A 26,779-nucleotide genomic window follows, 5' to 3' on the forward strand; every position below is an offset into this window, starting at 1 on the left:
GCGGTGGATCGGCTGATCAGAGCATCGCGGGTGGCCGGTTCATGCCACTCGTCGTTTCTGGGTAACGTTTTTATGGTCCGCGGCGGTGTTGAAAACGGGGGAGTTCCATGCGTTTTTAAGGGTGAAATATCTATTCGTTCGGCGGCTTTCAAATACTTGGCTCGAGGCCGGTCAGGTCGGCGGTCGCGGCCCACAGGCGCGCCGCGAGTACGGGGTCGGCCAAGTGGCCCCGGACGGGTTCGAGAACGGGTCGGCCGCGGATTCCGAACACCCGAGGACCCCACAGCTGGCCACCGCGTACGGACGGGTCGAGGGCGGCTCGGACGGCGGGCCAGGCGGCGGCCTGCTTGCCCTGCAACAGAAGGCCGGCGGGCAGGGCGCGTAGGCGTTCGCCGGTGGTTCGGACGTGGATCGGCGGGCGTGAAGGGGTGAGGGAGTCGAGTGCGCCGCCGGGGTGGGTGACCACACTCAGCGTCGCGCCGCCGGCCGCGCGCAGGCGGCGGTCGAGTTCGAAGCCGAAGAGCATCTGCGCGAGTTTGGATCGTACGTAGGTGCGCTTCGGCCGGTAGTCGCGCGTGCTCTGCAGATCGTCAAGGTCCAGGGTCTCCGACTTCGCCGTGAAGCTGCCGGTGGTGACGACCCGGCTCGCGGGTGTCGCCGTCAGCAGGGGTGCGAGCCACGCGATCAGTGCGAAGTGTCCCAGGTGGTTGGTGGCGAACATCAGCTCGTTGCCGTCTCTGGTTTCGCGACGTGGCGGCTGGTCGAGCAGCACGCCGGCGTTGCAGACGACTGCGTCCAGCCTTTCCAGCTCCAGTGCGTCCGCGCAGGCTTTGACCGAGGGGAGGTCGGCGAGGTCCAGGCGGACGTGACGAACGCGCGCTCCGTGGACGCGGGTCTGGATCGAGGCCTGTGCGGACTCGGCCCTGGCGGGGTCACGGCCGGCGATGATGACGGTGGCGCCGGTGGCGGCGAGCTGCTCGGCGACGAAGTATCCGATGCCCGCGTTGCCGCCGGTCACGAGGAAGTTCTTGCCCTCGGCGCGCGGCAGGTGTCGTACGTCCCAGGATGCTGGGCGGTGGAGAAGGGGCATTCTCCGGCTCCTCACTCTTTGATGGCTGGTCGGTCCGAGCCGGCGCCGTCGGCGCCCATGGCGGGACACAGGGGCCGGCTCCGAGTCACTTGATCAGGCCCTCGCCGTCAGCATGAATCTAGACTCACTCTAAAAGTATAGTCGCTATGAATTCAGAGTTGGTCTAGGTCACGGTACGATGAGGACATGCCGACGACGGGACGCCGTGAGCGCAAGAAGGCGCAGACGCGCCGGGCGTTGTCGGAGGCCGCGTTGCGGCTGTTCTGCGAGCACGGGTACGACGGCGTCACCGTCGCGCAGATCGCCGATGAGGCGGACGTCTCCGTCGCCACGCTCTTCGCGCACGTGCCGGACGGCAAAGAAGCGCTGATCTTCGACGACGGTGCCGAACGACACACGTGGCTGGTCGCCGCGGTCCGTGATCGTCCCCCTGGTCGGTCGGTGCTGGAAGCCCTGCGCCGCTGCATGGCGGCCCGGGGACCCTTCACCGACGACCTCTCGCCCGAGCTGCGGCGCAAGCGCGACCTGATCGTCGGCACGCCCGCCCTGCGGGAATACTCACGCAAGCTCTGGATAGCCGGTGAGCGAGTCCTGGCCGAGGCGATCGCCGCCGAGAGCGGCCGGGACTCCTCCGACATGACCGTCCGTGCTCTCGCCCGCTACGTCCTGGAAATTCCCGAACTCGCGGGTGCGGAGTCCGACCCCCTGGCGGCGCTGAACGCCATCTTCGCCCTTCTCGAGTCCGGCTGGCCCGAGCCGTCCAATAAAGCCGGCCAACGCCACTGACCAAGGCTTCCGACCGACGCGTTCTTTTTGCAGAAAAGCGGCACCGGTCAATTCCGCAAGACCGTCACCTTCGACGGTGGCCCGTTCGGCAAAGTCCAGAACGTCCCGGTCTTCTGAGCACGGCGAAGCGGCGGGCTTCCCACGCCACGAACCCGGAGGCCGCCGCCGTGGCCATTCGACGATGTGCGGGCGTCGCCCGGCCACGGTCGGCGGTGTGAGGCGCGCCGCGGACGGCGACGGCCGGCCTCCTGAACTATGCGGGACGTGTGATGGTCTCCTGGAGTTCGGTTACCCAGGTCTCGGGGTCGCCGTCGCCGTACTTGAGGTAGACCTCGCGCGCGAGGCCGGTGCTGCGGTAGCCGTTCTCCTCGATCCATCGGCCGAGTTGCTGGAACGTCGCGTCCACGTTGTCCATCGACCCGTGGTGGATGACCGTCGCCGCCTGTTCGAGCGCGGGTAGGTCGACGACGTCGAAGTCGTAGGGCTTGCCCATCTCGGCGTTCACCGGGGCTCCGGCGTGCACCCGTACGCCCTCGGGGACCTGTTCGTAGTACGCGATCGCCGGGCCGGTGATCGCGAGTCCGGCCTCGTGGAGCCGTTTGGAAAGTTCCGCGTACAGGGGCTGGATGACCGGGCTGATCTTGTCGGACTCGTAGCTTTCCGCGACGTCGCTCAACTCGGCGACGCGGACTGCGGGGACACTCTTGATCACGACATCTGCCGGCATGGCACCCTCCGTTTCGATCACTCGGAGCCTCGCCTCGACCCGGGTCAGCCGTGCCGTTTCGTCGGCCACCTGAGCCTCCAGCTCCGCGCGGCGAAGCCGCAGCATGCCGTACAGCTCCTCCGGGCCCACCTTCTCGTCGAGGATCCGTCCCACCTGCTGGAGGCTGAGGCCGAGGTCCTTGAGCGCGATCAGCCGGTTGAGCCGGGTCAGCTGTGTCGCCTCGTAGTAGCGGTAGCCGGTGGCCTGGTCGACGCGGGCGGGCCGGAGCAGCCCGAGCGTGTCGTAATGCCGCAACATGCGTACGGACACCCGGCCGATACGTGCGAAATCTCCGATGCTGAACATGGCGTCTCCCGGTCTATGGCCTCACACGGTGTCAGGGTCAATCTCACGACGCGAGTACGGAGATGCGCGGTCGCCGGGAGAGGCGCTCAGTACTGGTGGCCCGCGCGCAGCCATGCGATGTAGTCGGCGGCTGCGCGTTCGGTGTCGTATTCGGGCTTGTAGCCGGTGTCCTGGTGGAGCCGGGTGATGTCGAGGTGGTTCTGCTCGGTGGTCCCTCCGGTGGGGAGCTCGATCCGGGCGTCGGGGACGACCTGCTTGATCGCGGCGATGACCTCCGCGTTGGTCGTCGCGCGGCCGGACGCGACGTTGTACGTGCGGTGGTTGAGCCGGTCCGTCAGCTGGAGGAGTGCGATGGCCCGCGCGGTGTCCTTCACGTAGCACAGGTCGATGGAGTCCTCCAGGTGCGCGGGCAGGACGAGCGCGGACAGGTCGGGCCTGGTTCCGCGGACGGCGGCATGGACGAACGCGGGGGCGGGGAAGAACGGATCGGCGTGGCCCCGCGGGCCCCACGTGCCCGAGATGCGGTAGTTGACGACCTCGATGCCGGTGGCGCCGGCCAGGTGGTCGTTGAGCATCTCACCGATCTTCTTGAAGGTCGGGATCAGGTGGGGCGCGGTCATTCGCACCGGCATGTCCTCCCTGAGCGGGCCTTCGCCGGCCCCAAGCGGGCCGGTGCCGGCGATGCCGGCGTAGACGCCGATCGTGCTGGCGACGCCCACTCGGTCCACACCCCAGTCCTGGGCGGCCTGGACGATGTTGAACAGGCCGCCCACGGCCCTTCGTGCCTGCTCAACGGGCTGCTCGGAGCTGGGGGGCCACGGCATGGAGCCCGCGAGGTGCACGATGCCGGTGATCTCGTGACGCTCGCCGACGCGCAGCAGCGCACCCAGATCGGTGATGTCGGCCTGCTCGACCGCGACCTGCTCGCCGGCGAGGTCGGCCGGTACCTCGGCGGGCCGGCGCTGGACCAGCACACAGCCCTGGCCCAGGTCGAGCAGTGCCCGCACGGTGTGGGAGCCGATGAAACCCAGACCTCCGGTGACGAGGATCATTGTTCGCCCTTCTGTCGTTCTCCTGATTGTCAGTACTACTGACGATCAGGTTAGCGATAGGTTGGGGGCATGTCGAGCACCGATGGCGACGGACCGGGTCCCGAGCTGAGCAGGAACCTGGTCTACCTGCTCAAACATGCACAGCTCCGGATGGCCGAGCTGGGCACGAACGCGTTGACGCCGTACGGCATCGACGGGCGCGAAATGGGGGTGCTGCTCGCCCTCGCCGACCGTGAGCCGGCCTCTCAGCAGCAGGCGGCGCAGCGGCTCGGCATCGACCGTACGACGATGGTCGCGCTGCTGGACGCACTCGAACGCAAAGGCCTGGTGGCGCGTCGCCCGCACGCGGAAGACCGCCGCCGCAACGTCGTCGAACTGACCGACACCGGAAAGGAGACCCTCCGGTCGGCCATCGAGGCGAACGATGACGCCGAACGCGAATTCCTCGCGCCGCTCGGTGCGCAGGCCGCCGAACGGCTGCGGAGGTCACTGCAGGCGATCGTGCTCCGCCCGGACGGCCGGCGCACCTGAGGATCGGGTGGAGACTCCGAACGCGAGCCGCGCTATGTTCGCAGTCATCGCGGAAGCCTCGAGCGGGGAGCGCTCATGACGGCACTCGGTGACAACGTGCACATCTTCGCCCGGCCCCATCGTCGCGAGGCGTTGGTTCGGTGCTTCGAGGCCGTGCTCGGATGTACGGTGCGGACCGTCGAGTTTCCCGGGATCGCCGAGCCGATGCTCGTGGTCGGGGCTCGTACGAGGCCGGTCGTGACGGCGACCGCCGGGCGGTCCGGTCAGGGCGTCACCGTACGCGGCGCCGTCCGGCTGAGCCGGGACAGGTTCCACACGCCGTAACCGACCTCGGCGAGGACCACCGCGACCTGCTGCCAGCCGGGCGGCGCCCCCGGGCTCATGATCGACACATAGTCGACGAACGCGTGGGTCGGCACGAGCCACCACAGCGAGACGCCGCGGAGCCGCAGCGAGGCGAGCACGAACCCGAACGCCCCGGCGTCGACGATCTGGACCAGGGTGTCGTCGAGCGGCTGTCCCCACCACAGGTTGATCAGATGCTGCAGCCCGAACAGCACCGCGACCCAGCACGCGCAGGCGTACGGGCCGAGCCCGCGCAGCGCGGTCAGGACGACGCCACGGCTCAACAGCTCCTCGTTGAGCCCGACGAACACCGTTTGACTGTTAGCCAGCCAATCATCTGCGTCAGGGGGCGCCGGCCTTGCGTGCGAGGACGAGCCGGCACCGCGGACCGCCGTCCTGATGTCGGCCGAGAGCCGTCAGGGGGACCGTCGTCACGGTGAATCCGGACGCCGTCAGGTCGTCGCGGAGCGCCGGCAGCCCGCAGGTGCGGTAGTACATGACGAACGGGGGACGCCACACGGCGTTGCGGACCCGCATGGCCAGGTCGAACCCGAGCAGCGCCCAGTACCCGGCCGAGGTGACGGGCTGTGGTCCGCTGATGGGGAAGGCGAAGAGCCCGCCGGGCCGCAGCGCGCGGTGCACCCCGGCGAACAGCGCCGGGCGTTCGGCGGGCAGGAAGTGCCCGAGCGCTCCGAAGCTGACCGCCAGGTCGAAGGCCTCGGTGAAGGGCAGGGCCCGGACGTCGGCGCGTACCCACTCGGCGTCCGGATGCGCCCGGCGCGCCTGCGCGAGCATGCCGCCGCTGAAGTCGACGCCCGTGACGCCTTCCCCGCACAGGGGCCGGAGGACCCGCAGGCCCGCACCGGTGCCGCAGCACACGTCCAGTCCCCGGCCGAACGGCCCGAGCGGACGCAGCGCCTCGGCGGTCGCGTCGAGAATGCCGTCGGGCGTGCGGAAGGGCGTGTGGTCGAACTTCGGAGCGAGCAGGTCGTAGCCGCGCTCGACCGAGGACAGCGCCTGCATCGCCAGCTCACGCAGAGACGGGCCTTGAGGCGAGAACACGAGCCAAGAGTACTTCCCGACGCCGGACCGGCCCTCGGCCGGGAAGAACACCTACCGCTGCCGTACGAAGACCCGGCCGAGCGGGCGTCAACCTCGGCAGGGAGCGCCGACCGACACCTGAACGGTGGCCGTCTCCCGCCCCGCCCGAACCCGCAAGGGCACGCAGGCGGCCTCGTCGAGGGAGAACCCGCCGGGGAAGACCAGCCACCGACCCGTAGCGGCGGGCGGTGCCGGGCAGGCGGGGATGTGCAGAACGGTGGTCCACGCGGGTGCGTGGTTGCCCCAGGCGATGGAGAGGCGGGAGGCCCAGCTCGCCGGTACGGTCAGGCTTCCCTCACGCCCCGCATGGACGAGAAGCCCGGTCTTGGCGAAGAGGCGATGGGGCCCGGCTCCCTCCGCCCTCGCGGCCTGCACCGTCGAGGTGGTGTCCAGGCCCACGATGCCGAGAACGCCACGCCGCGGCCCGGTCGGCGCCGGCACCGTGTCGATCGGATCGGAGCAGTCGAGGTCGACCTGCCCCGGTGACGTGGCCCCACCGTCCGACGGGACCGGCGTACGTCCACGGGGCGATGCCGCGGGGTCTCCCGTACACGCGGCCCCTAAGCACAGAACGGTCATCACGGCGACTCGAGACACGGCCCGCATGCCCTCATTATCGGAGTCATGGCAGAGATAGAGGTGGTCCTCGGCGACATCACGCGCGAACAGACCGACGCCGTCGTCACCGCGGCGAACGCGTCGCTGATGGGCGGCGGCGGGGTGGACGGCGCGATCCATCGCGCGGCCGGTCCGCGCCTGGCCGAAGCGGGAGCGGCGATCGGTCCCTGCGCTCCGGGCGACGCGATGGCGACACCGGCGTTTGGCCTGTATCCGCCGGTCAGGTACGTGATCCACACGGTCGGGCCGGTCTGGGAGGGCGGCTGCCGGGGCGAGGCCGGTGTCCTTGCCTCCTGCTACCGCCGCTGCCTCCGGGCCGCCGACGAACTGGGCGTGCGCAGCATCGCGTTTCCCGCCATCGCGACCGGTGCGTACGGGTTCCCGGCCGAAGAAGCGGCCCGGATCGCGGTCACCACCCTCGCCTCCACCTCGACCGCCGTGCGGCGGGTCAGGCTCGTCGCCTTCGACGCGGCGACCCGCGACCTCCTGACCGCCGAACTCGCCCGGGTGTCCCCGTCCGATCCCGACGACACCACGCTGCTGGCACAGCTGGACACCAGCGCCGAGCGGGCCGACGCCTGGCACCGGCTGGTGGCCGTCGCCAAAGAGTTCGCGGCCCTGCCGCACGCTGAAGACGACTGCCGGTGGGTGCGGGCGGAGAAACGGCCGGACGGCGTCATCAGGATGGGCTATCCGGTCTACGGCGAACGCGTCGACCGCGCCTGTGACGCGCTGGCCGGAGTAGGCGCGGTGACCCCGGCCTACCACTGGATGCAGCGACGCCCGCCCACCGTGCCCGCCGATGGCGTGTTGTCCCCGGCCGATGCCGTCCGTCTCGCCACCGCAACGCTACGAGGCGAGCGTTTCGGCGAGGGGACCATCGGCGACGCGGTGGAGCAGGGCACTCTGCAGGCCATTCTGACCTCGCTGTCCACCTGGTACGGGAGCCGGCCTGAACGGTGAGGGTCGTCCGTGAGTTCGCGGCTCGTGATCAGGGGGTGAGGATGACCTTGCCGGTGACGGTCTTGGACTCGGCCAGGCGCAGGGCGTCGGCGGCGTCCGCGAGGGAGAACCGGGCCGCGATCTGCGCGGTGATGTGCCCCTCGGCCATCGCCTGCAGGACCTGGGTGAGGTCGTGCCGCAGCCGGGTGCGGAACCGCTGCTTGGCCAGACCGCGGCCGGCCCAGATGTTGTAGAAGTAGGCGTGCCGCCCGTTGGGCAGCGCGTTCCAGGCCCAGACCCGGCCCAGGATCTTGAGCACCGGGAGCTGTTTGGAGCCGGTGTCGTCGAGGGTGGCCGCGCTTCCGTAGGCGACCAGGGTGCCGCCCGGGGCGAGCAGCCGCCATGAGTCGAGCACGCTGGGGACGCCGAGGTGGTCGAAGACCGCGTCGACGCCGCCGGAGGCGATCTCGCGCACGGCGGTGGGCACGTCGGCGCGGTAGTCGATCGGGATGACGCCGAGGTCGCGCAGCCGGTCGTGGTTGCGCGGCGAGGCGGTGCCGATCACCCGGATCCCGGCGAGGCGGGCCAACTGCACGAGCGTGGAGCCGACGCCGCCGTTGGCGCCGTGCACCAGGATCGTCCGGCCGGCCTTGACGCGCGCCTTGCGGTGCAGCATCTGCCACGCGGTGATGCCGTTCACCACGACGGTCTCCGCCTCGGCCGGGTCCAGGCCGTCGGGCACCGGCACCACGTCGGCGGCGTCGACGACCACGTGGCTGGCCCAGCCGCCCACCTTGGTCAGCGCCGCGACGCGCCGCCCGAGGACGGTGGAGTCCGCGCCGGGGCCGACGGCCTCGACGATCCCGACCAGGTCGTAGCCGGGTACGAACGGAAACGGCGGCTGGTCGTAGTACCGGCCCCGGCGCATCTGCTGCTCGGCGAAGGACACGCCTGTCGCCTCCATGCGGATCACCACCTGCCCGGCGCCGGGCACCGGGATCGGCGACGTGCTCAGCCGCAGGCCGTCGGGGGACACCACTCCCGGGAGCACGATCTCGGTGCGCTGTTCCGTGCCCATGTCCATCACTCTCCAGTTCGTTACTGCTTCTCGTGTTAGTTAGAAGCTCTAACAAGAGTATTATGTGCTTACTGAAGTGAAGTCAAGCGAGGGGCACGGACATGGGCGATGCGATCAAGAGTCCGCGGGTGCGTTACCGCGAGCAGGTGCGCGAAGAGATCAAGGCGCACGCCTGGGCGCAGGTCGCCGCCACCGGCGCGTCGGCGCTGTCCCTCAACGCGATCGCCAAGCAGATGGGCATCAGCGGTCCCGCTCTCTACCGCTACTTCCGCAACCGTGACGAGCTGATCACCGAACTCGTCCTGGACGCCTACCGCGACCTGTCCGACACCTGCCGGGCCGCCGCGACGCCCGGCGATCCGCCCGAGACGAGGCTGGCCGCGATGGCGTCCGCCCTGCGCCGGTGGGCGCTGGCCGCTCCACACCGCTACCTGCTCATCTACGGCACACCGGTGCCCGGCTACGCCGCCCCGCCGGAGGCGACCACGCTCGCCGCCGGCATCATGACCCTCCTGCTCGACGCCTATGCCGAGGCCGACGCGGAGGCAGGAACGGCGGCAGGAGGCGGCCCCGCCTCCGATGCCGCCACGGCCCTCGACGACCACCTGGCCGCGCATCGGCGGTGGGCGGCCGACCACCCCGCTCCGGCGTCCGCCCTACGTCGCGCGCTCACCTTCTGGACCCGGCTGCACGGCGTCATCAGTCTCGAGGTCGCCGGCCACTTCACCGGCATGGGCTTCGACCCCGCCCTGCTCTACGCCACGGAAAGCGACTCCGTCGGCGCGTCGGGGGAGGTCAGAAGTCGATGAGCTCGACCTTCACGGTTGCGACGTCGCCCGCGTCGAGGGATTCGGCCGTGCGGACGGCGCGCTTGATGGGCAGCACGTAACGACCGCGCGCGCTGTCGGGGAAGATCGAGGTCGTCCACGTGCTGGTGCCGACCACGACGCGTACCCGCAGTGAACCGAAGCCGCGACGCAGCCCGCCGGCCAGGTCACGGATCTCTTCCGACTCATCGGCGGGCAGGCTGACGAAGGTCCAGGTGTCGGAGCGTCGCGCATCCCAGATCCACAGCTCGGCTTCGAAGACGACCACCATGGGTGAAGCATCACACGCGGCACCGACAGTCAGGGTCGCGGGGAGCCGGGCGCGATCGTCGTCTGGGCGGCGGAGCAGAGCAGGCGCACGCTGCGGATGAACTTCTCGTCCTGGTCGTGGCGCGATGCTTCGGCCGTGGTCATCGGGAAGCGCTCGTGGAGGTCGGTGACGTCCTGCCGGTCGACGGCGGGGCCGGGGGACCGGCTCTGCTCCTGGAGCACGAATCCGGTGACGTGGCTGAGCAACGTGTCCGCGACGATGACGCGATGCTCCCCGGGCACGCCCGCGTCCCGCAGGGTCTCTAGCAGTCGTTCCATCAGGGACAGTGCGCCGGGGCTCAGCATGCTCGGGCTGTCGGCGAGCAGGAGGGGCCCGCCCGGATGCCGCCTGATGCTCTCTCGCAGCGTGAGGACCTGCGCCTCGATCCGCGCCCGCCAGCCCGCCTCCTCCGGCAGGGCCGCCAGGGCCGCGCTGCCGGCGTCGTACGCCTGCTGGGCGATCCGATCCGCCATCAGTCTCAGCAGGGCGTCCTTGTTCCGCACGTGGTAGTAGAGGCTCCCGGCGTGCACGTCGAGACGTTCGGCCACGCGCCGCATGGACAGTCCCTGGTAGCCCACCTCGGCGAACGTGGCCATGCCCGCGTCGATGATCCGGTCCGTGCTCAGCTTCACGGCATCACCGTAGCGCACTTTTGAACGCTGTTTGAATTGTCCCTCCGTCGGCGTTACAGTCGGCGTCAGACGGATTCAAACGATGTTCAAAAAGGCGGGCCGAGATGGGCGCACTGCTGTTCAACGTGACCACGGCGGCGCTGATGGTGCTGATGTTCAAGGCCGGTCAGGTCCTGGTGGAGCGGGCCGCGATCGGGTGGCGCCGCCTCCCCTGGGCCGCGGCCGGGCTGACCGCGGTGGCACTGGCAGGCGTGGTGACCCAGCTCTGCTGGCACGGAGCGATGGCGGCCCTCGACGCGGACCCGGGCAAGACGGGGTGGTGGCGCGCGGTCACCTCGGTCTTCATGCAGAACGGAGGCGTCGTCGGGGCGTCGTGGAACATCGTCACCCTGGCCGTCATCGCCGCCCTGGCCGAGCGCGTCTGGAACGGGCCGCTGACGGTGGTGCTGTTCGCCGCCGGCGCGCTCCTCCCACGGTACGTCGACGCGCTGTTCGGCGCGACGAGCGGCAGCACTGATCCCCGCAACTTCGCCGGCAGTTCCGGAGCCACCTACTTCCTCGGCGCGACCCTGGCCGGCGCCCTTCTCCTGCGCGGCCACGCCGTCAAGGAGCGGCTGCTCGCCGTCGGCGTGCCCGTGTTCGGCCTGGCGCTGTGGTTCGCCCAGGGGAACGGGCACGGGCTGGTGGCGGCGTACGGCTTCGCCCTCGGCCTCCTCGTCCGTGGTCTGACGCGCCTGGTGACCCGCCCCCAACACGGCCGGCGGCGGCTCAGGCGGGGTCCGCGACCCGAGGCCGCCGACTCCCCGCACCTTCGCGACCAGCCGCAGAACTCCTGAGTACGGCGCTCAGCGGGCGGTGGTCGCGCCGTAAGGCCCGTTCCACGGGCGCCCGGCGCCGGTGAGCGCGTCGGTCAGTGCGACCGGGACGCCGACGAGCAGGTCGACGTTGCGGTCGGCCGGGGTCCCGTGCGCCGCGGGGCCGCCGACGCTGCCGGGCTCGTTGGCCGCGGCCTCGCGGTGCAGAGCGGCCAGCCGCCACAGCCCGTGGCCGTCGGCCGGGTCGGCCGGCGCCGCCGAGTCCAGGCTGGTGCTGCGCAGCACGACGATGCCGGGCCCGGCCGTGCCCAGCTCCAGGCGCCGGCCCTGCACCGGCCACTCGGCCAGCGACGACGTCGAGATCTCCCAGAAGCCGCCACCGGGGCCCGGCCGTGGGGTGACCCGGTTGACGTGGGTGTGCCCGGACACCCACGCGACCACGTTCGGGAACCGGTGCAGCAGGCGCTCGACGTCCGGCGCGAGCAGCCGGGGCAGGTCGGCGGCGGTCCGCTCCGCCGGGTCGGCGGGCGGCACCCCGTTGGTGAGGGTCGACAGCCCGTGGTGGGAGAAGAGGACGACGGCCCGGTCGGCGCCCGGGCCGTGCACCTCGGCGAGCCGGTCGGTCAGCCAGGCCGCCTGCCGGGCGCCCAGGCTGCCATCGGCGTACCCGCCCGGGTTGGTCGTGTCGAGGCAGATCAGGCGGACACCCGGGACGGCGTCGTAGACGTAGTACCCCGTGCCGTCGGCCGCGTTCGCGGCGGTGAAGCCGTGTCCGGCCGGGTCGCCGCCCGCCTCGAGGTGGGCCCGGACGTACTCGGCCACCCCGACGTGGCGGCGTCCGGGATCCGGGCGCACCGGCCGCGAGGCGCCGCCGCTCACGACGGTCGGGTCGAGCCGGTACGCGTCGATGAGGTCGCCGCCCGGGAGGCCGAGCGGCGACGCGACCGGCTTCGCCGCCCCGCGGACGAGCCGTTCGAGCGCCGGCGTCGTCGGCGCCCGGCCCTGGACGAGCGTGTCGTGGTTGCCGAAGCAGGCCAGCCAGGGCACCGCGAGCCCGGCCGGCCGGAACGGCCGCGCCGCCTCGGCCAGCAGGCCCGGCACGTCGGGGAAACCGCGCTCGCGTTTCCAGACGTCGGCCGGGCCGGGCTCGGGGTTCCAGTACGCGCCGCCGCGGACGGCCGACGGCGTCGCGTCCAGCCCGCCCGCGCCGCGCGCCGGGTCGATCGGCGCGGCCCCGGTGAGCAGGTCGAGCCAGGTGCGCAGCTCGTTGGCCTGCGCGCTGTCGGTGTTGTCGCCGGTGGTCAGCACGAGGTCGATCGGCCCGCCGGCCGCCACCGGGTCGCGCAGTGTCCTGATCATGGCCTCGGCGCCGTGCAGGGCGAGGAACTCCTGCGGCCGGTAGGCCGGCAGCATCAGCCGCAAGCCGGGCGTGCCCTCCAGCTCCTGCAGGAACTCCACCCGTGCCGGCGAGGTCAGGTCGGCGATCTGGAGGTCGGTGAGGTGCACCGCCCGCAGCACCACTGAACCGCCCGGCTCCGGCGCCCGTTCCGGCACCAGGTCCGTACGGACGGTATGCGGCTCGCCCGGCCCGTCGGCCAGCACGCGGTACGGCGCCACGGTCCCGGTCCGTGCCGTCGCGGCCCGCCTGATCGTCCTGGTGGTCGTTCCCGGGGCGTACGGGGGCGGTTCCACGGGCGGCTCCACGGGCGGCTCCTCACGTCCGGTCGACAGGCATCACTTTAACGTTTGAGCCCGGAAGCGGCGCGGTCTGGTGTCCGCGGGTCAGCGCGGGGGCGGGGCGGTCGAGCCGCGGACGAGCAGGGTGGCGGGCAGGCTGACGTCGCGCGTCGCGGTCGGCCGGTCGGCGAGCGCGTCGAGGAGCAGGCCGGCCGCGGTGACGCCGATGGTGCGGCGGTCGACGGCCAGGGTCGTGAGCGGAGGAGCGAGCAGAGCCGAGGTGGGCAGGTCGTCGTGGCCGACCACGGAGAGGTCGTCGGGGATGCGCAGGCCCTGTCCGGCCGCCGCCGCGTAGACGACGTGGGCCAGGTGGTCGCTGTTGGTGATCACCGCGGTGGCGCGGGAGCGCCGCGGACGGGCCAGTTCGGCGTCCAGGGTGGGGCCCGCCGCGGCGGCGGTCAGCTCGGTCTCCAGGATCCGGCCGGACAGCCGGCGCTCGGCCACGACGCGCAGGAACGTGTCGGCCCGCTCGGGGTCGGGGCTGCGCCGCCGGGGCGCGGAGAGCAGGGCCAGCCGGCGGTGGCCCAGGTCGGCGAGGTGGCCCACGGCCTGCTCGACGGCCGCGACACCGTCGACGTGGGTGCGCATGACGGGGAGCGCGCGTCCGAGCCGCGCCGCGTTGAGCAGCACCGTCGGACGGCCGGTCGTCCGGTGCCACTCGCCGGCCGCACGCGAACCGCCGACCGGCGCCAGCGCCAGCGCGTCGACGCCCCGGGCGATGAAGGTCCGCATCAGCTCGGTCTCGCGCCGCAGGTCGTAGTGCGAGGACGCGGTGATCAACGCGTACCCGCTCCCCGCGCACACCGTCTCGAAGCCCTCGATGACGTCGAGGAAGAACGGGTTGGACAGGTTACGGATGAGCAGGCCGATCGTCCGCGACCGGCGGGTGCGCAGGGCGACGGCCGAGGTGTTGGGCCGATAGCCGAGGTCGGCGGCGGTCTGCCGCACCCGGGCGCGCAGGTCCTCGCTCACTCCGGACCGGTCGTTCAGGGCCAGGCTCACCGCCGACACCGAGATGCCGAGGGCGCGTGCAACGTCGTGCTGTGTGGGTGCGTTGCCGCCGGGTCCTGCCACGGGCACAACAGTAACCGGTGTCTGGACGGTGGCGGACCGAGCTGCTAGAACGTTTGAGTACCAGCAGCACCCCCGCCCCGCTCGCCGCTGACCGGGAGTTCTCGTGACCACGACCGACTTCTCCGTCCTGGACTCCGAGGAACTGCGCGGTTTCCACCGCAAGGTGACGGCTCTGTCCGTCGCGGGCATGTTCCTCGACGGGTACGACCTCGCGGTGATCGCGGTCGCGCTACCCGTCCTCACCAAGCAGTGGTCGATCCCCTCGTCGATGACCGGGCCGCTCGCGGCGTCCGCCGTGTTCGGCATGCTGGTCGGCGCGCTCGTGCTCGGCCGCCTCACCGACCGGCTCGGCCGCAAGAAGATGTACCTGGTCGACCTCCTGTGCTTCTTCGTCTTCGCGGTTCTCACCGCGGTCAGCCAGAATTACTGGGAGCTCTTCGTCTTCCGGTTCCTGCTCGGCCTCGGGCTCGGCGCCGACTACTCGATCTCCTCCACGCTGCTGGCCGAGTTCGCGCCCGCCCGCCGGCGCGGCATGCTGATGTGCGGGCTGGGGGCCACCTGGTTCGCCGGTTCGGCGACCGCGTACCTCGCCGGGCTGGCGTTCTCGCCGCTCGGCGCGAGCTCGTGGCGCTGGATGCTCCTGCTGGGCGGGGTCTTCGCGGCGGTCGTCATCTACCTGCGCAGCAAGGTCCCCGAGTCGCCGCGGTGGCTGCAGTCCAAGGGCCGCACCGCCGAGGCGGCCGCCGTGCTCTCCGACCTGTCGGGCCGTCCCGTCGCGGAGGTGGAGGCGCGGCCCGCGCGGGCGCCGTTCAGCCGGCTGCTGACCGGGCGGATGCTGCGGCTGACGCTGTTCTGCTGCGGGTTCTGGTTCATGTACACGCTCACCTACTACGGCATCACGATCTACACGCCGACCATCCTCGGACATCTCGCCTCGACGCCGACCGAGGCCCGCATCGGCTCGTGCGTGGTCGGCCTGCTCGGCGTCGCCGGTGCGTCCATCGGCGTGGCCGTGGTCGATCGCGTCGGCCGGCGGCCGCTGATCATCGTCTCCTTCGCGGGGCTGGTCGTCGCACTCGCCGTGCTCGCGCTGATCCCGTCGCCTCCGCTGACCGTCGTGGTGCTGCTCTTCGCCCTCGCCGTGCTGTGCGCGAACGCCGGGCCGGGCATCCTCGACTTCGTCTACCCGACCGAGCTCTTCCCGACCTCGCTGCGCGCGAGCGGCACCGGCCTGGCCGCGGCAACGAGCCGGGTCGGCGGCATCATCGGCACCCTGGCCTTCCCCGACATGGTCGCGGCCTGGGGCATCTCCAACGCGCTGTGGCTCTTCGTCGCGGCCGGCGTGCTCGGCGTGCTGATCTGCGTACGGCTCGCCCCCGAGACCAAGGGCGAGAGCCTGGAGGCGCTGAACCGGCGGCTGGTCGGTGAGGCGGAGCTGCGCGAGCTGGACGAGGCCGCGGCACCCGCCGCGTGATCAGGCTCCCGTGAGTGAGCCGGAACGCCTCGGGGTGCCGGGGGCGTCGGTGGAGCGCGCCGCGGCGACCTCGACGGCCGTACGGACGAACGCCGCGAGCGCGCGGTCGCGCCGCTCCTCGGGCCAGGCCGCCAGCAGGGTCGTCCGGCGATCGTCGACCGGAACGGCGACCAGGCCGCGGCCGAGCCGGCAGGCGACCGACTCGGGCAGTACGGCGGCGATACGCCCGAGCGCGACCAGTTCGGCCACCTGCCCGGTGTCGGTGATGACCGGCCCGTCGCCCGGTGACTCGTCGGTCCAGCGCGGGAGGACCTCGCCGGCCAGGTCGACCGTGCGTACCGACGCGCGGCCGGCCAGCCGATGCGTGGGCGGCAGCACCACCAGCTCGCGCTCGGTCAGCAGCTCCTCGGTGGCCAGCCCGGACAGGTCGTTCTGCGGCGTGCGCAGCAGCGCGACGTCGGCGGTTCCGTCGCGCAGCAGGCTCTTCTGCTCGCCGATGCCGCAGATCAGCACCTCGACCTCGACCGTGTCGGGGTGCGCGGCGAAGCGGGCCAGGATCGGTTCGAGGAGGCCGGCGTCACCGGCCGGTTTCGTCACCACCACCAACCGCGGCTCGCGCCCGGCGCGGCGGGTCAGCCGCTCGGCCGTGGCCAGGTTGGTGAGGGCCTTGCGACCCTCGTTCAGCAGAACCTCGCCGGCGGTGGTCAGCGACACGTGGCGGCTGGTGCGCTCCAGAAGCCGTACGCCGAGCCGCCGCTCCAGGCGCTGGATCGCCCGGGACAGCGGCGGCTGGGCGATGCCGAGCCGCTCGGCCGCCCGGCTGAAGTTGCGCTCCTCCGCGACCACGACGAAGTAGGCCAGCTCCCGGGAATCCATACCTTCAGGGTATAGGTGCGCATCCCCATCGGTCTTGGTGTCGTTCGCCGGCGGCTGGTGAGCTGGCGTCATGACGGACACGACAACGATCGCCCTGGTCACCGGGGCCAACAAGGGCATCGGCTACGCCATCGCGGCCGGGCTCGCCGACCGGAAGATGACAGTACTCATCGGAGCCCGCGACACCGGGCGACGGGACGCCGCGGTGGAACGGCTGCGCGCCGCCGGCGGCGACGTGCACGGGATGACCCTGGACGTGACCGCCGCCGACACCGTCGCCATGGCCGCCGAGGAGATCGCGACCCGGTACGGCCGGCTGGACGTCCTGGTCAACAACGCCGGGATCACCGGCGACGAACGGCAGATTCCCGGCGCGGGCACGGAGGTGCTGGCCGAGGTCCGCAGGGTGTTCGAGACGAACGTCTTCGGCCTGGTCGCGGTGACCGAGGCGATGCTGCCGCTGCTCCTGAACTCGCCGGCCGGACGCGTGGTGAACGTGTCCGGGCGTGGCGGCTCGCTGACCGCGATGGCCACGCCGGACGGAGATCTCGCCGACCTGCCACCGTTGCTGGGCTACCCGGCGAGCAAGGCCGCGGTCAACGCGGTCACGACGCAGTACGCCAAGCACCTGCGCAGGAACGGGATCCTGGTCAACGCCGTCTGCCCGGGCAAGACCGCGACCGAGGGCAACGGGTTCACCGGTGACCGCACCGCCGAGCAGGGCGCCGCGATCGCGGTGCGCATGGCGACGCTCGGCCCGGACGGCCCGACGGGCACCTTCGTCGACGAGAGCGGGCCGATTCCCTGGTGACCCGCCGCCGACCCGCACGGGTGCCGTCCCCACGCCCCCTGCCGGGCTGGGGGCGGCGCCGTTTTGCAGGTGTTACCGGTTGAACCTCCGGTCGGCGGCTTGGGCTCCAACCACCCTCACTGTGACGGTCCTATTACCTTCCGCGCAGTCTTCTGTGCACACTCGTCCCCTTAACGACCTCAGACCATCACACCTAGTGTTCGACAGGCAACGCGCTGTGTCCCCCAAGGTCGTCTCCAGATGGGAGCCTGTCATGACGAGTGACGCCATCGCCGAGCAGGCGGCCGAACACGACAGGCTGAGCCTCGGCACGCAGGCGGCCCGTAATCTCGCCACCACCACCAAGACCGTGCCGCAGATGCAGGGCATCACCTCGCGGTGGCTGCTGCGCGAACTGCCGTGGGTCGAGGTCTCCGGCGGAACCTATCGGGTGAACCGGCGGCTCAAGCTCGCCGTCGGCCGCGGCCGGGTCGGGTTCGTCCAGACGGGCGCCGACGACGTGCGGATCGTTCCGGAGACCCTGGCCGAGCTGCCGCTCCTGCGGGGGTTCGACGACACGGCGGTGCTCGCCGACCTGGCCCGCCGGTTCGTGCTCCGCCACTTCGAGCCCGGCGAGGTCATCGCCGAGTCCGGCGCGCCGGTGACGGACGTGTTCATCATCGCGCACGGCAAGGTCGAACAACGCGGCACCGGCGCGTACGGCGACGTCCAGCACCGGGGCGTGCTCATCGACGGCACGCACCTGGGCGACGAGGCGCTTCACCGGTCCGAACCGGTATGGCGGCACACCTACAAGGCCATCACGGCGGGAACCCTCATGACCCTCAGCCGACGAAGCCTTCAGGAGGTCCTCGACGGCTCGTCGCGCCTCCGGTCGCACATCGCCGAACGCCTCGCCGTCACCGGCCGGCCCGTCAACCGCAAGGGCGAGGCCGAGGTCGCGGTGGCCTCGGGTCACCACGGCGAGCCCACGCTGCCGGGCGCGTTCGTCGACTACGATCCGGCGCCCCGCGAATACGAGCTGGGGGTCGTGCAGACCGTCCTGCGGGTCCACTCGCGCGTTCACGACCTCTACAGCGACCCCATGGACCAGCTTGAACAGCAGTTGCGGCTGGTCGTGGAGGAGATCCGCGAAGGCCAGGAGCGAGAGCTCCTGAACAACCGCGAGTTCGGGCTGCTGCACAACGCCGAGTACGACCAGCGCATCAGCACCCGGCACGGGCCGCCGACCCCCGACGACATGGACGAACTGCTCACCCGCCGCCGTGGCACCAGGCTGTTCCTGGCCCACCCGAAGGCCATCGCCGCGTTCATGCGCGAATGCAGCCGGCGCGGTGTGTACCCCACGACGGTCGTCGAGGACGGGCAGGCCGTCACCGCCTGGCGGGGCGTGCCCATCTTCCCGTGCGACAAGCTGCCCGTCAGCGCGGGGCAGACGACCACGATCGCGGCGATGCGTCTCGGCGAGGACGACCAAGGCGTCGTCGGACTGCGCCAGACCGGGCTTCCCCACGAGTACGCGCCGGGGCTCAACGTCCGCTTCATGGGCATCGACGAACGCGCTCTGACCCATTACCTGGTCTCCGCCTACGCGTCGGTCGCGGTCCTGGTGCCCGACGCGATCGGTCTGCTGGAGAACGTCGACATCGCCGGCGCACGCGACTGAGCAGCACCCCCCACCGAAAGGAATCAGGCATGACCATCGCCAGCGTGTACCAGAACGACGTGGCCAACTACTGGAACGCCGAGCGCAACCCCGTCAACCTGCGGCTGGGCGATGTGTCGGGGATCTACCACCACCACTACGGCGTCGGCGAGGTCGACTGGTCCGTCCTCGACGTCGCCGACGACCACGCACGGGACGAGGCGGTCATCACCGAACTGCACCGGCTGGAGAACGCCCAGGCCCGGCTCCTGCTCAGCCACCTGGGCGAGATCCGGCCCGAGCACCGCCTGCTCGACGCCGGCTCCGGCCGGGGCGGCACCAGCATCATGGCGAACTCCGCCTTCGGCTGCCGGGTCGACGGCGTCTCCATCTCCCAGGCCCAGGTGGACTTCGCCAACGACCAGGCGGCCGAGCACGGCGTCGCCGACAAGGTGCGGTTCCACCTCAAGAACATGCTCGACACCGGGTTCGAGGCCGGCGGCTTCCAGGCGATCTGGAACAACGAGTCGACGATGTACGTCGTCCTCGACGACCTCTTCGCGGCGCACTCCCGGCTGCTGACGCGCGGCGGCCGATACGTCACGATCACCGGCTGCTACAACGACGTGTACGGGCTGCCGTGCAAGGCGGTCTCCACGATCAACGCCCACTACGTGTGCGACATCCATCCCCGCAGGGACTATTTCCGCGCGATGGCGGCGAACCGGCTCGTGCCCGTCAGCGTCATCGACCTGACCGCGGACACCATCCCGTACTGGGAGCTCCGGCAGAAGTCATCGGTCGCCACCGGCATCGAGGACGCGTTCCTGGAGGCCTACCGCACGGGCGGCTTCCAGTACCTGCTGATCGCCGCCGACCGGATCTGAGTCCCTCCTCGCAACGACCGTGTTCGACGAAGGCAGGTGAGCAGGCATGAACCCGACGCACGGGCCGTGCGGCACCGGAGGCCGGCCCATCCCGCCGGCCGCCGAGGTGCGGCTGGGCAGACCGACCGGCCTGGGGACCGACGCGGCGCTCCTGCCCTCGCTGCTCGCCGCCGCGGGCCCCAGCCGCCGGCCGCCGTACGGCACCCTCCCGGACGCGGTCCCGGGCCCGGCGCGCGGTGGTCCGGCCTATGCCGAACGGCCGTGGGGCGACGGTACGCACTCACCGCTCTACTGCCCGCTGCCCGAACGCGTCGACCAGAGGCTCGCCGACGAGGTGGACGCCAGGCTCGGAGACTGGGCGCGCGACCGCGGCTTCAGCGACGACGAACTCGACGCGCTGGGCAAGGCCGCGTTCGGGAAGCTCGTCACGCTCGCCCATCCCGACACCGACGATGCCGACGCACTCCTCGTCGCCGCGCAGCTCAACGCCGCCTGGTGGGCGGCCGACGACTACTACGCCGACGACACCGCACTGGGTGCCGTGCCCGCACGCCTTCCGCAACGCCTCACCCTGGCGATGTCGGCCATGGACCCGGTCCCGCCCGTGGGAGACCTCACGCCTCCGCTGCGCGAGGCCCACGGAGACGACCTGGTCCTGCGGATGCTCGAGTCGGCGGTCGCCCACCTGAACCGCCACGCGACCTCGGCCCAGGTCCAGCGCATCTGTTACTCGACCTTCGCGATGTTCGTGAGCTGGACCGCGTACGCGGCCTGGCGGGAGACCGGCGAGGACCCACCCGCGTGGGAGTACCTCGCGGCGCGCCAGCACGACAGCTTCTACACCTCCATGACGCTCATCGACGTCGTCGGCGGCTACGAGGTGCCGGCCGAGCTCTTCTACGAGCCGCGCGTCCGCCGCGCCTCCATGCGGGCCGGCACCGCGAGCGTGCTGGTCAACGACCTGCACTCGGTGGCCAAGGACGCCGCCGACGAGAACCCCGTCTGCAACCTCGTCCTTCTCATCGCGGCCGACCGGGACTGCACCGTCGACGAGGCGACCGAGATCACCGTGACGCTCCACAACGACCTCGTACGCGACTTCGAGGCCGGCCACCGAGAACTCGCGGCCGTCCCGTCCGCCGAACTCCAGCGTTACCTGCGCGGGCTGCGCGCCTGGATGGGCGGCGGCTTCGAGTGGCACGCCACCAACCCTCGCTACGGCCGGCAGGAGTGACGTGGCATCGGCGCGCTCACCGTCCGCGGGACGTACGCCCTACCTCGCCGGTGACACGGTCGTGGCGAGGAACTCCCGGAACGGCACGGGCGGCCGGCCGAGGAGGCGGGCGAGGGCCGGGTCCACCTCGGCGAACTCGCCCTGCCGGCTCGCGACGAAGATGCCCAGCAGCAGGTCGGCCGCCGGCTCGGGAACGCCGTGGGCGACCAGCCCGGCGCGGTACGCCTCGTCGGCCACGACGGTCCGGCGGATCGTCCGGCCGGTCAGCTCCGAGGCGATCTCCGCCATCCCGGCCATGTCGATCACCTCGGAGCCGGTGAGGGCGGGGGTCAGGCCGTCGAGCTCGCCGCCGGTCGAGCCGTCGGGTTCGCCGCCGCCGGTCAGGGCGAGTGCGGCGGCCTCGGCCAGGTCGGCGTGGGCGGTCCAGGACACCGGACCGTCCTCCGGCACGGCCAGCTCGCCTGTTCTGAGCGCGTTGTCGAGCAACATGGCGCCGCTTGCCGCGTAGAAGCCGTTGCGCAGGGAGGTGAAGGGCACGCCGGAGTCCCGCAGCGCGACCTCGGTGGCGGCGTGGTCGACCATCGGCGCGAAGGGCGAGGCCGGATTCGAGCCCATGTGGCTGGTGTAGAGGATGCGGCCCGCCCCGGCCTCCTTGGCGGCGTCGATCGCCGTGCGGTGGTGGCGCACCGCGACCTCGCCCGTGGTGGCGGTGGACACGATGAGGACACGCGACGCCCCCTCGAACGCGTGCACCAGGCTCGCGGGGTCCTCGAAGTCACCCCGGCGTACGCGGACGCCGCGCGCCGCGAACTCCGGCACCTTCTCCGGGTCACGGACGCTCACGCCGACCTGTTCGGCGGGGAGGCGTTCGAGCAGCCGCTCGACGGTCGCCCCGCCCAGCTGACCGCTGGCACCGGTAACGATGATCACGCTGGTCTCCAGTCATGAAGGAGTGGGCCGGAACCCGGCCCGCGACGGCGTTTCCGTCGATAACGCTGTGACGTTAGCACCGATACCAAAGAACCGCTAACGGCAGGCTGTTAACATCGATTCATGGACGACGTCGGTTCGGCCTCCTCGGCCGGCACCCGCGAGGACACGCGGACGCGGATCCTCGCCGCGGCGGCGGACCTTCTCGCGGAGGGCGGCCGGGAGGCCGTCTCGACCCGGGCCGTCGGCGCCGCCGCCGGGGTCCAGGCCCCGACCATCTACCGCCTCTTCGGCGACAAACGCGGGCTCCTCGACGCGCTGGCGACCTACGGCATCACCAGGTACCTGAGCCGCAAGACCGAACACGAACCCGGCGACGACCCGGTGGAGGACCTGCGCGCCGGATGGGACCTGCACGTCGGCTTCGGCCTGGCCAATCCCGAGCTCTACGCACTGATGTACGGCGACCCGCACCACGGTTCCACCTCTCCGGCGGCCGCCGCGGCGTTCGACATCCTCGCCGGGCACATCGGCAGGATCGCCCGGGCGGGCCGCCTGAGAGTCGGTGAGGAACGCGCGGCACAGCTCGTCCACGCCGCCGGGAGCGGCACGACGCTCGTCCTCATCGCCCTGCCGGAAGAGGCCCGCGATCTGCGGCTGTCCTCTCTGGCCCGGGAGGCGGTCATCGCCGCGATCATCACCGACGTGCCCGTTCCGGCCGCGACGGGGCCGGTCGGCGCCGCCGTCGCCCTCCGTGCCGTCCTGCCGGAGACGACCGCCCTGACGCCGGGCGAGCGGAGCCTGCTGTCCGAGTGGCTCGACCGCATCGCCGCGGACGACGCGCCCTAGATCCGGGGCGATGATCGTTACGGCTCACTACGCTGGTCGGCCATGGACGAGATCGCCGGAATGGCCGGGTTTTTTGCCGCGCACGGTGTCTGGAGTGTCTCCGACGGGGCGACGCTGATTCCCCTGCTCGGCTACGAGCAGGTGGACGGTGAGCGCGGCATGGACCGCCTCGTGTTCGACGACATCGCCGACGCCGCGAGAGCCGGCCAGGAGGCGCTGGAGGCGGGGCGCGACGGCCGGCTTCGCGCGGTGCTCGTCGCCGACGCCTACCTTCACCTCGACGCGGGCCGGGTCGACGCGTTGATGGTCGATGCCGTCGAGTACCTCCCGGTCCGGCGGTCGCTGAGGATCGCCGTCCCCTACCGGCCGCGGTCGGCGCCCCAGGGTTTCGCCGTGTACCGGCCCCGGTTCATCGGGGACACGGGCTTCGACGAGCCCGACTACGCGGCACTGGCCGACGCCTTCTTCGCCGGGGTCGATTCCCACGAGCAGGCGGCGGCCGTGTGGAACGCGCACCTCATCGATGAGTCCGTCGAGACCGTTCACGGCCGATGAGTGAGCGGGGCGAGGCCTACCGCCGGTGGGGATCGTCCTCGGGTAGCCAGGCCTCGGGGTCGTGGATCCCCAGGTCGCCGACGCCGTCGGTGAGTGCGTCGACGGCGGCCAGAACGGCGGACCGGTCCTCGTCGCGCCGCCAGACCAGGGACCAGGTCCAGTAGACCCGCGGTGTGATCAGCGGACGTTTGACCAGGTCGGGCGGCAGCGAGACGTTCCGGCCCTTGGGCGAGTCGACGATCGGGCGCGGGCTGCGGCGTACGTGGTCGAAGAAACCGGATCCGGTGATGCCGGAGTCGGGGATGCGCACCGCGCGGGCGCCGGTCTCGTGGGCGAGCCGTTCGGCGTAGACGTTCCACGACAGCCACGACGCGGTGTCGTCGGAGACGAGGACGGAGGTGTCCTGGGCGCGGACGTCGCCGGGGTCGGTGCCGGTCGCGACCGCGTAGAGCCGGTCGGCGCCGAGGAGCCGGGCGTTCAGCCCGCGCCGCTCGAGGTCGTCCGTGCACACCCAGCACACCGCGAGGTCCAGGCCGCCGGCGGAGACCCGGGCCGCCTGCGTGTGCGAGGGGGCGACCCAGGCGTCGATGTGCAGCTGAGCCACCGTGGAGACGCGGGAGACCAGGTCCGGGGGGAGCCAGCTGACGTACCCGAGCCGTACCGCCTCGGAGCCGGACAGCCGTGCCGCGCGGTTGCGGACGTCGTCGGCCCGTTCCAGTACGGCGCGAATGTGCGGGAGCAGCGCCGAACCGGCCGGAGTGAGGCTGACCGAGCGGCGGTCGCGGTCGAACAGCCGTACGCCGAGGTCGCGTTCGAGCGCCTTGATCTGCTGGGAGAGCGACGGGCCGGCGATCAGCAGCCGCTCGGCAGCGCGGCCGAAGTTGAGTTCTTCGGCGACCGCGACGAAGTATCGCAGCTGACGAAGCTCCATTTCCGTCATGGTACGGCGCTGGGAGGCTGCGCCTACCAGCAGGGAGGAATCCGGTCCTGGCGTCATCCCCGGCGGACCTTGCATCGTGGAGGCATGGGAAACGCGACGGCACGCCACCGCCGGTCCTCACCGGGCCCGGGGAGAACCGCGTCCGGGCGCGCCGCGCCACGCCCCACGGCCGCGAGCTGACGGACGACTCCGCCCGCCCCCAACGGCTTCCCGCTGCCGCCCCCGCGCCGATCGGGAGCCGTCCCCCCCACGGCTCCCGCCGCAGTACTCCGGGCTGCGGCGGGAGCCATCCCGCCCACCGTCCCGCCTCGCCGAGGAACTCCCATGTGCTCCGCACCGCTGCAAGAGCGCGGCGTCACCGACGCCGGCGCGGCCCGCTCGCCCCGGGCCCACATCATTCCCAGCGCCGCCGCGCTGGCGGCGGGCATGGGGGTGGGCCGGTTCGTCTACACCCCGATCCTTCCCCTGATGAACGCCCAGGCCGGAATGTCGGCCGGGACCGGCGCGAGCTTGGCGACCGCGAATTACGCCGGTTACCTGGCCGGCGCGCTCGGCGGCATCCTGCTGCCGCGGCTGGTGCGCTCCTCGACCGTGCTGCGCTGCTCGCTGGTGGTCCTCGGCGTGTCCCTCGCCGCGATGCCGCTGACGCACGCGACCGCGCTGTGGCTGGCGCTGCGGTCGGTCGCCGGCGTGACCAGCGCCTTGATCTTCGTCATCGCCGTCAGCTCCGTCCTGGACCACCTGCGCGGTCACCCGGTCCACCTGCCGGGCTGGGCCTTCGGCGGTATCGGTGCGGGCATCGTCCTGTCCGGGCTGCTGGTGCTGATTCTGCGTTCCGTCGCGGACTGGCGCGTCGCGTGGTGGGCCGCCGCCGGGCTGGTCGTCCTGCTCACCGTCCCCTCGTGGAACCTGAGGACGGAACCGGCGCCCCGGCCGGTGAACGCCGCCGACCGGGAGCGAACGGGCGGCCGGCGCGTCCACCGCCGCTTCGCCGCCCTGTTCGTCTCCTACACGCTGGAGGGCGTCGGCTACATCATCGCGGGCACCTTCCTGGTCGCCGCGATCGAACAGAGAGCCCCCGCCTGGATCGGCAGCGCGGCCTGGGCCCTCGTCGGCCTGGCGGCCATCCCCTCGTCCGCCCTGTGGGCATGGCTGCACCGGCGCTGGTCCCGCCCTGGTCTCCTGCTCACCGCGCTCATCGTGCAGGCGGTCGGTGTCGCCTCACCCGCCCTGGTCGGCGGCGTGGCGGCGGCACTGGTCTCGGCGGCCCTGTTCGGCGGCACGTTCGTCGGGGTCAGCACCCTCGCGCTCGCCACCGGCACCGACCTGGGGTTCCCGCGCTCCGTCGCGCTGCTGACCGCGGGGTACTCCGCCGGCCAGATCGCCGGGCCGCTGGCGGTGACTCCGCTACTCCACCACGGATACCAGGGCGCCCTCACCGTGGCGGCCGCCGTGATCCTGGCGTCCGCCGTCGCAGCCGTCCTCCTCCGGATCGGCCTCCCGTCCGGCGACACCGGCGGCAGGCCGGGCTGAGCCCGCACGCTCCCATCTCCGGGGCCGATGGGGAGCTTGTCGGGGCGGCCCGTTCCTGCCACCGTGAGGACATGACAGGGGAGCGCACGCGGGTTCGCATGTCGCGTGAGGTTCGCGCCTGGCTGGCGGCGCTGCTGGCCGAAGACCACCAGATGGGCCGGGTGGTCGGTGAGGCCGTGACGGTGCTGTTCCAGGGCGGATTCGAGCCCGGGGCGCCGTTCGTCATCCCCTTGGAGTCCGCGCTTCGGGCTCAGCATCCCGGGATCGCGCTGGATCACTCCTACCAGCGCCAGCTCCACCTCTCCCAGCGGGTCCGCCGGAGCGTCGCCGACCTGGCGACCGCACGCAGACGCCTGGAGCTGCGGATCGGTGCGGGCGGCCTTGATCCGGACACCCTGGCCGGGACGCGTCGGCAGTACGAGGAAGTGGTGGCGGAAGAAGCCAGGGTCGCCCTGTTCTCGCGGCGGATCCAGGCCGGACTGAACGTGTTCGCCGCGCGCAAGGAGGCCGTGAAGGCGGGGTACACCGCCGCGCTGGCCAACCGGACGATCGACGAGGCGTTCGCCGCCTTCGACGAGTCGTACGTGCCGGGCCGGCCCGTCGACGACGTGGCACCGGCCAGGGCCGCCGCCGCCGACATGCTGCGCGGCGCCGCCGAGCTGGAGCAGTGGCTCGGCGGTGACACCGCGCCCGAGATCAGTGAGCTGCGGCTCGAGACCTCCGAGCTGCGTCTCCTGTTCGCGGTCGTGTCGCCGGACACGGCCGTACTCCTGGTCGTGGGGATCGGTCATGACGACTGGGACCGGTGGTACGAGCAGGCGCTGCCCCTGGCCCGGGACGAACTCGAGCTGGAGGACGGCGAGTTCACCGGCTACGACCTGACGACGTTCCTGTCGGAGTACTTCCCCGGCGAGGAGGCGGAGATCCAGGCCGCCGCCCACCTCGTACGGACGTCCGGGTAGACGCACGTACAGGGCGCCGAGACGACCCGGTCTCAGGCGAAGGACGTCGCGAGGTCCGTGGGGCAGACTGGCC

General features: G+C 71.7%; 29 protein-coding genes. 15 read left to right on the forward strand and 14 right to left on the reverse strand.

Annotated features, from left to right (window positions below; all coding sequences use genetic code 11):
• Positions 1-148: 148 nt before the first annotated feature.
• The gene (locus tag ABEA10_RS07425; RefSeq protein ID WP_345459104.1) at positions 149-1,090 is read right to left on the reverse strand and encodes an SDR family NAD(P)-dependent oxidoreductase; all 942 of its coding nucleotides are present in this window, start codon (positions 1,088-1,090) and stop codon (positions 149-151) included.
• Between the two features lie 186 nt (positions 1,091-1,276).
• Here ABEA10_RS07425 and ABEA10_RS07430 point away from each other — a divergent pair, with 186 nt between their 5' ends.
• Positions 1,277-1,876, forward strand: coding sequence for a TetR/AcrR family transcriptional regulator (locus ABEA10_RS07430; protein ID WP_345459107.1), 600 nt, complete (start codon positions 1,277-1,279; stop codon positions 1,874-1,876).
• A gap of 253 nt (positions 1,877-2,129) precedes the next feature.
• Here the strand turns inward: ABEA10_RS07430 and ABEA10_RS07435 are convergent, their stop codons facing one another.
• Entirely contained in the window at positions 2,130-2,948 is an 819-nt protein-coding gene (locus tag ABEA10_RS07435) for a MerR family transcriptional regulator (protein ID WP_345459110.1), read from the reverse strand.
• Positions 2,949-3,034: 86 nt separating this feature from the next.
• Complete coding sequence (locus ABEA10_RS07440; protein ID WP_345459113.1) at positions 3,035-4,000, reverse strand: NAD-dependent epimerase/dehydratase family protein; 966 nt, start codon at positions 3,998-4,000, stop codon at positions 3,035-3,037.
• 69 nt (positions 4,001-4,069) lie between these two features.
• Here ABEA10_RS07440 and ABEA10_RS07445 point away from each other — a divergent pair, with 69 nt between their 5' ends.
• Together ABEA10_RS07445 and ABEA10_RS07450 are read left to right on the forward strand one after the other, a co-directional pair.
• Positions 4,070-4,531, forward strand: coding sequence for a MarR family winged helix-turn-helix transcriptional regulator (locus tag ABEA10_RS07445; RefSeq protein ID WP_345459116.1), 462 nt, complete (start codon positions 4,070-4,072; stop codon positions 4,529-4,531).
• 75 nt (positions 4,532-4,606) lie between these two features.
• A complete protein-coding gene (locus ABEA10_RS07450; RefSeq protein ID WP_345459119.1) occupies positions 4,607-4,855 on the forward strand; it encodes a hypothetical protein in 249 nt (82 codons plus the stop codon).
• On the opposite strand, the gene ABEA10_RS07455 is transcribed toward ABEA10_RS07450, so the two are convergent.
• The 3 genes from ABEA10_RS07455 to ABEA10_RS07465 all read right to left on the reverse strand — a co-directional run bounded on the left by ABEA10_RS07455 (position 4,795) and on the right by ABEA10_RS07465 (position 6,418).
• Positions 4,795-5,187, reverse strand: coding sequence for a CPBP family intramembrane glutamic endopeptidase (locus ABEA10_RS07455; protein ID WP_345459122.1), 393 nt, complete (start codon positions 5,185-5,187; stop codon positions 4,795-4,797). The two genes, ABEA10_RS07450 and ABEA10_RS07455, sit on opposite strands and share 61 nt — an antisense overlap.
• Before the next feature lie 31 nt (positions 5,188-5,218).
• A complete protein-coding gene (locus ABEA10_RS07460; protein WP_345459125.1) occupies positions 5,219-5,938 on the reverse strand; it encodes a class I SAM-dependent DNA methyltransferase in 720 nt (239 codons plus the stop codon).
• Between the two features lie 87 nt (positions 5,939-6,025).
• Positions 6,026-6,418: a hypothetical protein gene (locus ABEA10_RS07465; protein WP_345459128.1), complete on the reverse strand. Its 393-nt coding sequence runs from the start codon at positions 6,416-6,418 to the stop codon at positions 6,026-6,028.
• 183 nt (positions 6,419-6,601) lie between these two features.
• Between ABEA10_RS07465 and ABEA10_RS07470 the strand changes: the two genes are divergently transcribed.
• Positions 6,602-7,558 (forward strand): macro domain-containing protein, encoded by a 957-nt coding sequence (locus tag ABEA10_RS07470; protein WP_345459131.1) that lies wholly within the window; start codon positions 6,602-6,604, stop codon positions 7,556-7,558.
• Positions 7,559-7,586: 28 nt separating this feature from the next.
• Here ABEA10_RS07470 and ABEA10_RS07475 read toward each other — a convergent pair whose 3' ends face one another.
• Positions 7,587-8,615, reverse strand: coding sequence for a medium chain dehydrogenase/reductase family protein (locus ABEA10_RS07475; RefSeq protein ID WP_345459134.1), 1,029 nt, complete (start codon positions 8,613-8,615; stop codon positions 7,587-7,589).
• Positions 8,616-8,716: 101 nt separating this feature from the next.
• Between ABEA10_RS07475 and ABEA10_RS07480 the strand changes: the two genes are divergently transcribed.
• The gene (locus tag ABEA10_RS07480) at positions 8,717-9,424 is read left to right on the forward strand and encodes a TetR/AcrR family transcriptional regulator (protein WP_345459137.1); all 708 of its coding nucleotides are present in this window, start codon (positions 8,717-8,719) and stop codon (positions 9,422-9,424) included.
• Here the strand turns inward: ABEA10_RS07480 and ABEA10_RS07485 are convergent.
• Both ABEA10_RS07485 and ABEA10_RS07490 read right to left on the reverse strand, forming a co-directional pair.
• Positions 9,411-9,713, reverse strand: a complete 303-nt coding sequence (locus ABEA10_RS07485) for a DUF1905 domain-containing protein (protein ID WP_345459140.1) — start codon at positions 9,711-9,713, stop codon at positions 9,411-9,413. The genes ABEA10_RS07480 and ABEA10_RS07485 overlap by 14 nt on opposite strands.
• A 29-nt stretch (positions 9,714-9,742) precedes the next feature.
• Positions 9,743-10,384, reverse strand: coding sequence for a TetR/AcrR family transcriptional regulator (locus ABEA10_RS07490; RefSeq protein ID WP_345459143.1), 642 nt, complete (start codon positions 10,382-10,384; stop codon positions 9,743-9,745).
• Positions 10,385-10,488: 104 nt separating this feature from the next.
• On the opposite strand from ABEA10_RS07490, the gene ABEA10_RS07495 reads away from it, so the two are divergent.
• Complete coding sequence (locus ABEA10_RS07495; protein ID WP_345459146.1) at positions 10,489-11,220, forward strand: hypothetical protein; 732 nt, start codon at positions 10,489-10,491, stop codon at positions 11,218-11,220.
• A gap of 9 nt (positions 11,221-11,229) precedes the next feature.
• Here ABEA10_RS07495 and ABEA10_RS07500 read toward each other — a convergent pair whose 3' ends face one another.
• Positions 11,230-12,903 carry a TIGR03767 family metallophosphoesterase gene (locus ABEA10_RS07500; protein WP_345459149.1) on the reverse strand — a complete coding sequence of 558 codons (1,674 nt, stop codon included), beginning with the start codon at positions 12,901-12,903 and terminating at the stop codon, positions 11,230-11,232.
• A 78-nt stretch (positions 12,904-12,981) separates the two neighbouring features.
• Positions 12,982-14,010: a LacI family DNA-binding transcriptional regulator gene (locus ABEA10_RS07505; RefSeq protein ID WP_345459152.1), complete on the reverse strand. Its 1,029-nt coding sequence runs from the start codon at positions 14,008-14,010 to the stop codon at positions 12,982-12,984.
• A 103-nt stretch (positions 14,011-14,113) separates the two neighbouring features.
• Between ABEA10_RS07505 and ABEA10_RS07510 the strand changes: the two genes are divergently transcribed.
• Complete coding sequence (locus tag ABEA10_RS07510; protein WP_345459155.1) at positions 14,114-15,484, forward strand: MFS transporter; 1,371 nt, start codon at positions 14,114-14,116, stop codon at positions 15,482-15,484.
• On the opposite strand, the gene ABEA10_RS07515 is transcribed toward ABEA10_RS07510, so the two are convergent.
• Complete coding sequence (locus ABEA10_RS07515) at positions 15,485-16,360, reverse strand: LysR family transcriptional regulator (RefSeq protein ID WP_345459158.1); 876 nt, start codon at positions 16,358-16,360, stop codon at positions 15,485-15,487. It lies immediately after the preceding gene.
• A 70-nt stretch (positions 16,361-16,430) separates the two neighbouring features.
• Between ABEA10_RS07515 and ABEA10_RS07520 the strand changes: the two genes are divergently transcribed.
• From ABEA10_RS07520 to ABEA10_RS07535, 4 genes are all read left to right on the forward strand, one after another.
• Complete coding sequence (locus ABEA10_RS07520; RefSeq protein WP_345459161.1) at positions 16,431-17,171, forward strand: SDR family NAD(P)-dependent oxidoreductase; 741 nt, start codon at positions 16,431-16,433, stop codon at positions 17,169-17,171.
• A 253-nt stretch (positions 17,172-17,424) separates the two neighbouring features.
• On the forward strand, positions 17,425-18,837 hold the full coding sequence (locus ABEA10_RS07525; RefSeq protein ID WP_345459164.1) for a family 2B encapsulin nanocompartment shell protein: 1,413 nt from the start codon (positions 17,425-17,427) through the stop codon (positions 18,835-18,837).
• Positions 18,838-18,866: 29 nt separating this feature from the next.
• Positions 18,867-19,703 carry a geranyl diphosphate 2-C-methyltransferase gene (locus ABEA10_RS07530; protein WP_345459167.1) on the forward strand — a complete coding sequence of 279 codons (837 nt, stop codon included), beginning with the start codon at positions 18,867-18,869 and terminating at the stop codon, positions 19,701-19,703.
• A gap of 46 nt (positions 19,704-19,749) precedes the next feature.
• Positions 19,750-20,937: a family 2 encapsulin nanocompartment cargo protein terpene cyclase gene (locus ABEA10_RS07535; protein WP_345459170.1), complete on the forward strand. Its 1,188-nt coding sequence runs from the start codon at positions 19,750-19,752 to the stop codon at positions 20,935-20,937.
• Between the two features lie 39 nt (positions 20,938-20,976).
• Here the strand turns inward: ABEA10_RS07535 and ABEA10_RS07540 are convergent, their stop codons facing one another.
• Positions 20,977-21,867 (reverse strand): NAD(P)H-binding protein, encoded by an 891-nt coding sequence (locus ABEA10_RS07540; protein ID WP_345459173.1) that lies wholly within the window; start codon positions 21,865-21,867, stop codon positions 20,977-20,979.
• 123 nt (positions 21,868-21,990) lie between these two features.
• Here ABEA10_RS07540 and ABEA10_RS07545 point away from each other — a divergent pair, with 123 nt between their 5' ends.
• Both ABEA10_RS07545 and ABEA10_RS07550 read left to right on the forward strand, forming a co-directional pair.
• A complete protein-coding gene (locus tag ABEA10_RS07545; protein WP_345459176.1) occupies positions 21,991-22,716 on the forward strand; it encodes a TetR/AcrR family transcriptional regulator in 726 nt (241 codons plus the stop codon).
• Positions 22,717-22,758: 42 nt separating this feature from the next.
• Positions 22,759-23,271, forward strand: a complete 513-nt coding sequence (locus ABEA10_RS07550) for a hypothetical protein (RefSeq protein WP_345459179.1) — start codon at positions 22,759-22,761, stop codon at positions 23,269-23,271.
• Between the two features lie 16 nt (positions 23,272-23,287).
• On the opposite strand, the gene ABEA10_RS07555 is transcribed toward ABEA10_RS07550, so the two are convergent.
• A complete protein-coding gene (locus ABEA10_RS07555) occupies positions 23,288-24,202 on the reverse strand; it encodes a LysR family transcriptional regulator (RefSeq protein WP_345459182.1) in 915 nt (304 codons plus the stop codon).
• Between the two features lie 333 nt (positions 24,203-24,535).
• Here ABEA10_RS07555 and ABEA10_RS07560 point away from each other — a divergent pair, with 333 nt between their 5' ends.
• Positions 24,536-25,744, forward strand: coding sequence for a YbfB/YjiJ family MFS transporter (locus ABEA10_RS07560; RefSeq protein ID WP_345459185.1), 1,209 nt, complete (start codon positions 24,536-24,538; stop codon positions 25,742-25,744).
• Positions 25,745-25,815: 71 nt separating this feature from the next.
• Entirely contained in the window at positions 25,816-26,706 is an 891-nt protein-coding gene (locus tag ABEA10_RS07565) for a hypothetical protein (RefSeq protein WP_345459188.1), read from the forward strand.
• Positions 26,707-26,779: the final 73 nt, after the last annotated feature.

The organism is Actinoallomurus oryzae, assembly GCF_039541955.1.
In the GTDB taxonomy this organism is placed as follows: Bacteria; Actinomycetota; Actinomycetes; order Streptosporangiales; family Streptosporangiaceae; genus Actinoallomurus; species Actinoallomurus oryzae.

Coding starts and splice junctions, on each gene's coding strand:
- ABEA10_RS07430 (WP_345459107.1), top strand. CDS start 1,277: ATGCCGACGACGGGACGCCGTGAGCGCAAGAAGGCGCAGACGCGCCGG.
- ABEA10_RS07515 (WP_345459158.1), bottom strand. CDS start 16,360: ATGGATTCCCGGGAGCTGGCCTACTTCGTCGTGGTCGCGGAGGAGCGC.
- ABEA10_RS07435 (WP_345459110.1), bottom strand. CDS start 2,948: ATGTTCAGCATCGGAGATTTCGCACGTATCGGCCGGGTGTCCGTACGC.
- ABEA10_RS07520 (WP_345459161.1), top strand. CDS start 16,431: ATGACGGACACGACAACGATCGCCCTGGTCACCGGGGCCAACAAGGGC.
- ABEA10_RS07450 (WP_345459119.1), top strand. CDS start 4,607: ATGACGGCACTCGGTGACAACGTGCACATCTTCGCCCGGCCCCATCGT.
- ABEA10_RS07530 (WP_345459167.1), top strand. CDS start 18,867: ATGACCATCGCCAGCGTGTACCAGAACGACGTGGCCAACTACTGGAAC.
- ABEA10_RS07525 (WP_345459164.1), top strand. CDS start 17,425: ATGACGAGTGACGCCATCGCCGAGCAGGCGGCCGAACACGACAGGCTG.
- ABEA10_RS07440 (WP_345459113.1), bottom strand. CDS start 4,000: ATGATCCTCGTCACCGGAGGTCTGGGTTTCATCGGCTCCCACACCGTG.
- ABEA10_RS07470 (WP_345459131.1), top strand. CDS start 6,602: ATGGCAGAGATAGAGGTGGTCCTCGGCGACATCACGCGCGAACAGACC.
- ABEA10_RS07475 (WP_345459134.1), bottom strand. CDS start 8,615: ATGGGCACGGAACAGCGCACCGAGATCGTGCTCCCGGGAGTGGTGTCC.
- ABEA10_RS07480 (WP_345459137.1), top strand. CDS start 8,717: ATGGGCGATGCGATCAAGAGTCCGCGGGTGCGTTACCGCGAGCAGGTG.
- ABEA10_RS07565 (WP_345459188.1), top strand. CDS start 25,816: ATGACAGGGGAGCGCACGCGGGTTCGCATGTCGCGTGAGGTTCGCGCC.
- ABEA10_RS07425 (WP_345459104.1), bottom strand. CDS start 1,090: ATGCCCCTTCTCCACCGCCCAGCATCCTGGGACGTACGACACCTGCCG.
- ABEA10_RS07545 (WP_345459176.1), top strand. CDS start 21,991: ATGGACGACGTCGGTTCGGCCTCCTCGGCCGGCACCCGCGAGGACACG.
- ABEA10_RS07485 (WP_345459140.1), bottom strand. CDS start 9,713: ATGGTGGTCGTCTTCGAAGCCGAGCTGTGGATCTGGGATGCGCGACGC.
- ABEA10_RS07495 (WP_345459146.1), top strand. CDS start 10,489: ATGGGCGCACTGCTGTTCAACGTGACCACGGCGGCGCTGATGGTGCTG.
- ABEA10_RS07535 (WP_345459170.1), top strand. CDS start 19,750: ATGAACCCGACGCACGGGCCGTGCGGCACCGGAGGCCGGCCCATCCCG.
- ABEA10_RS07550 (WP_345459179.1), top strand. CDS start 22,759: ATGGACGAGATCGCCGGAATGGCCGGGTTTTTTGCCGCGCACGGTGTC.
- ABEA10_RS07445 (WP_345459116.1), top strand. CDS start 4,070: ATGTCGAGCACCGATGGCGACGGACCGGGTCCCGAGCTGAGCAGGAAC.
- ABEA10_RS07555 (WP_345459182.1), bottom strand. CDS start 24,202: ATGGAGCTTCGTCAGCTGCGATACTTCGTCGCGGTCGCCGAAGAACTC.
- ABEA10_RS07560 (WP_345459185.1), top strand. CDS start 24,536: ATGTGCTCCGCACCGCTGCAAGAGCGCGGCGTCACCGACGCCGGCGCG.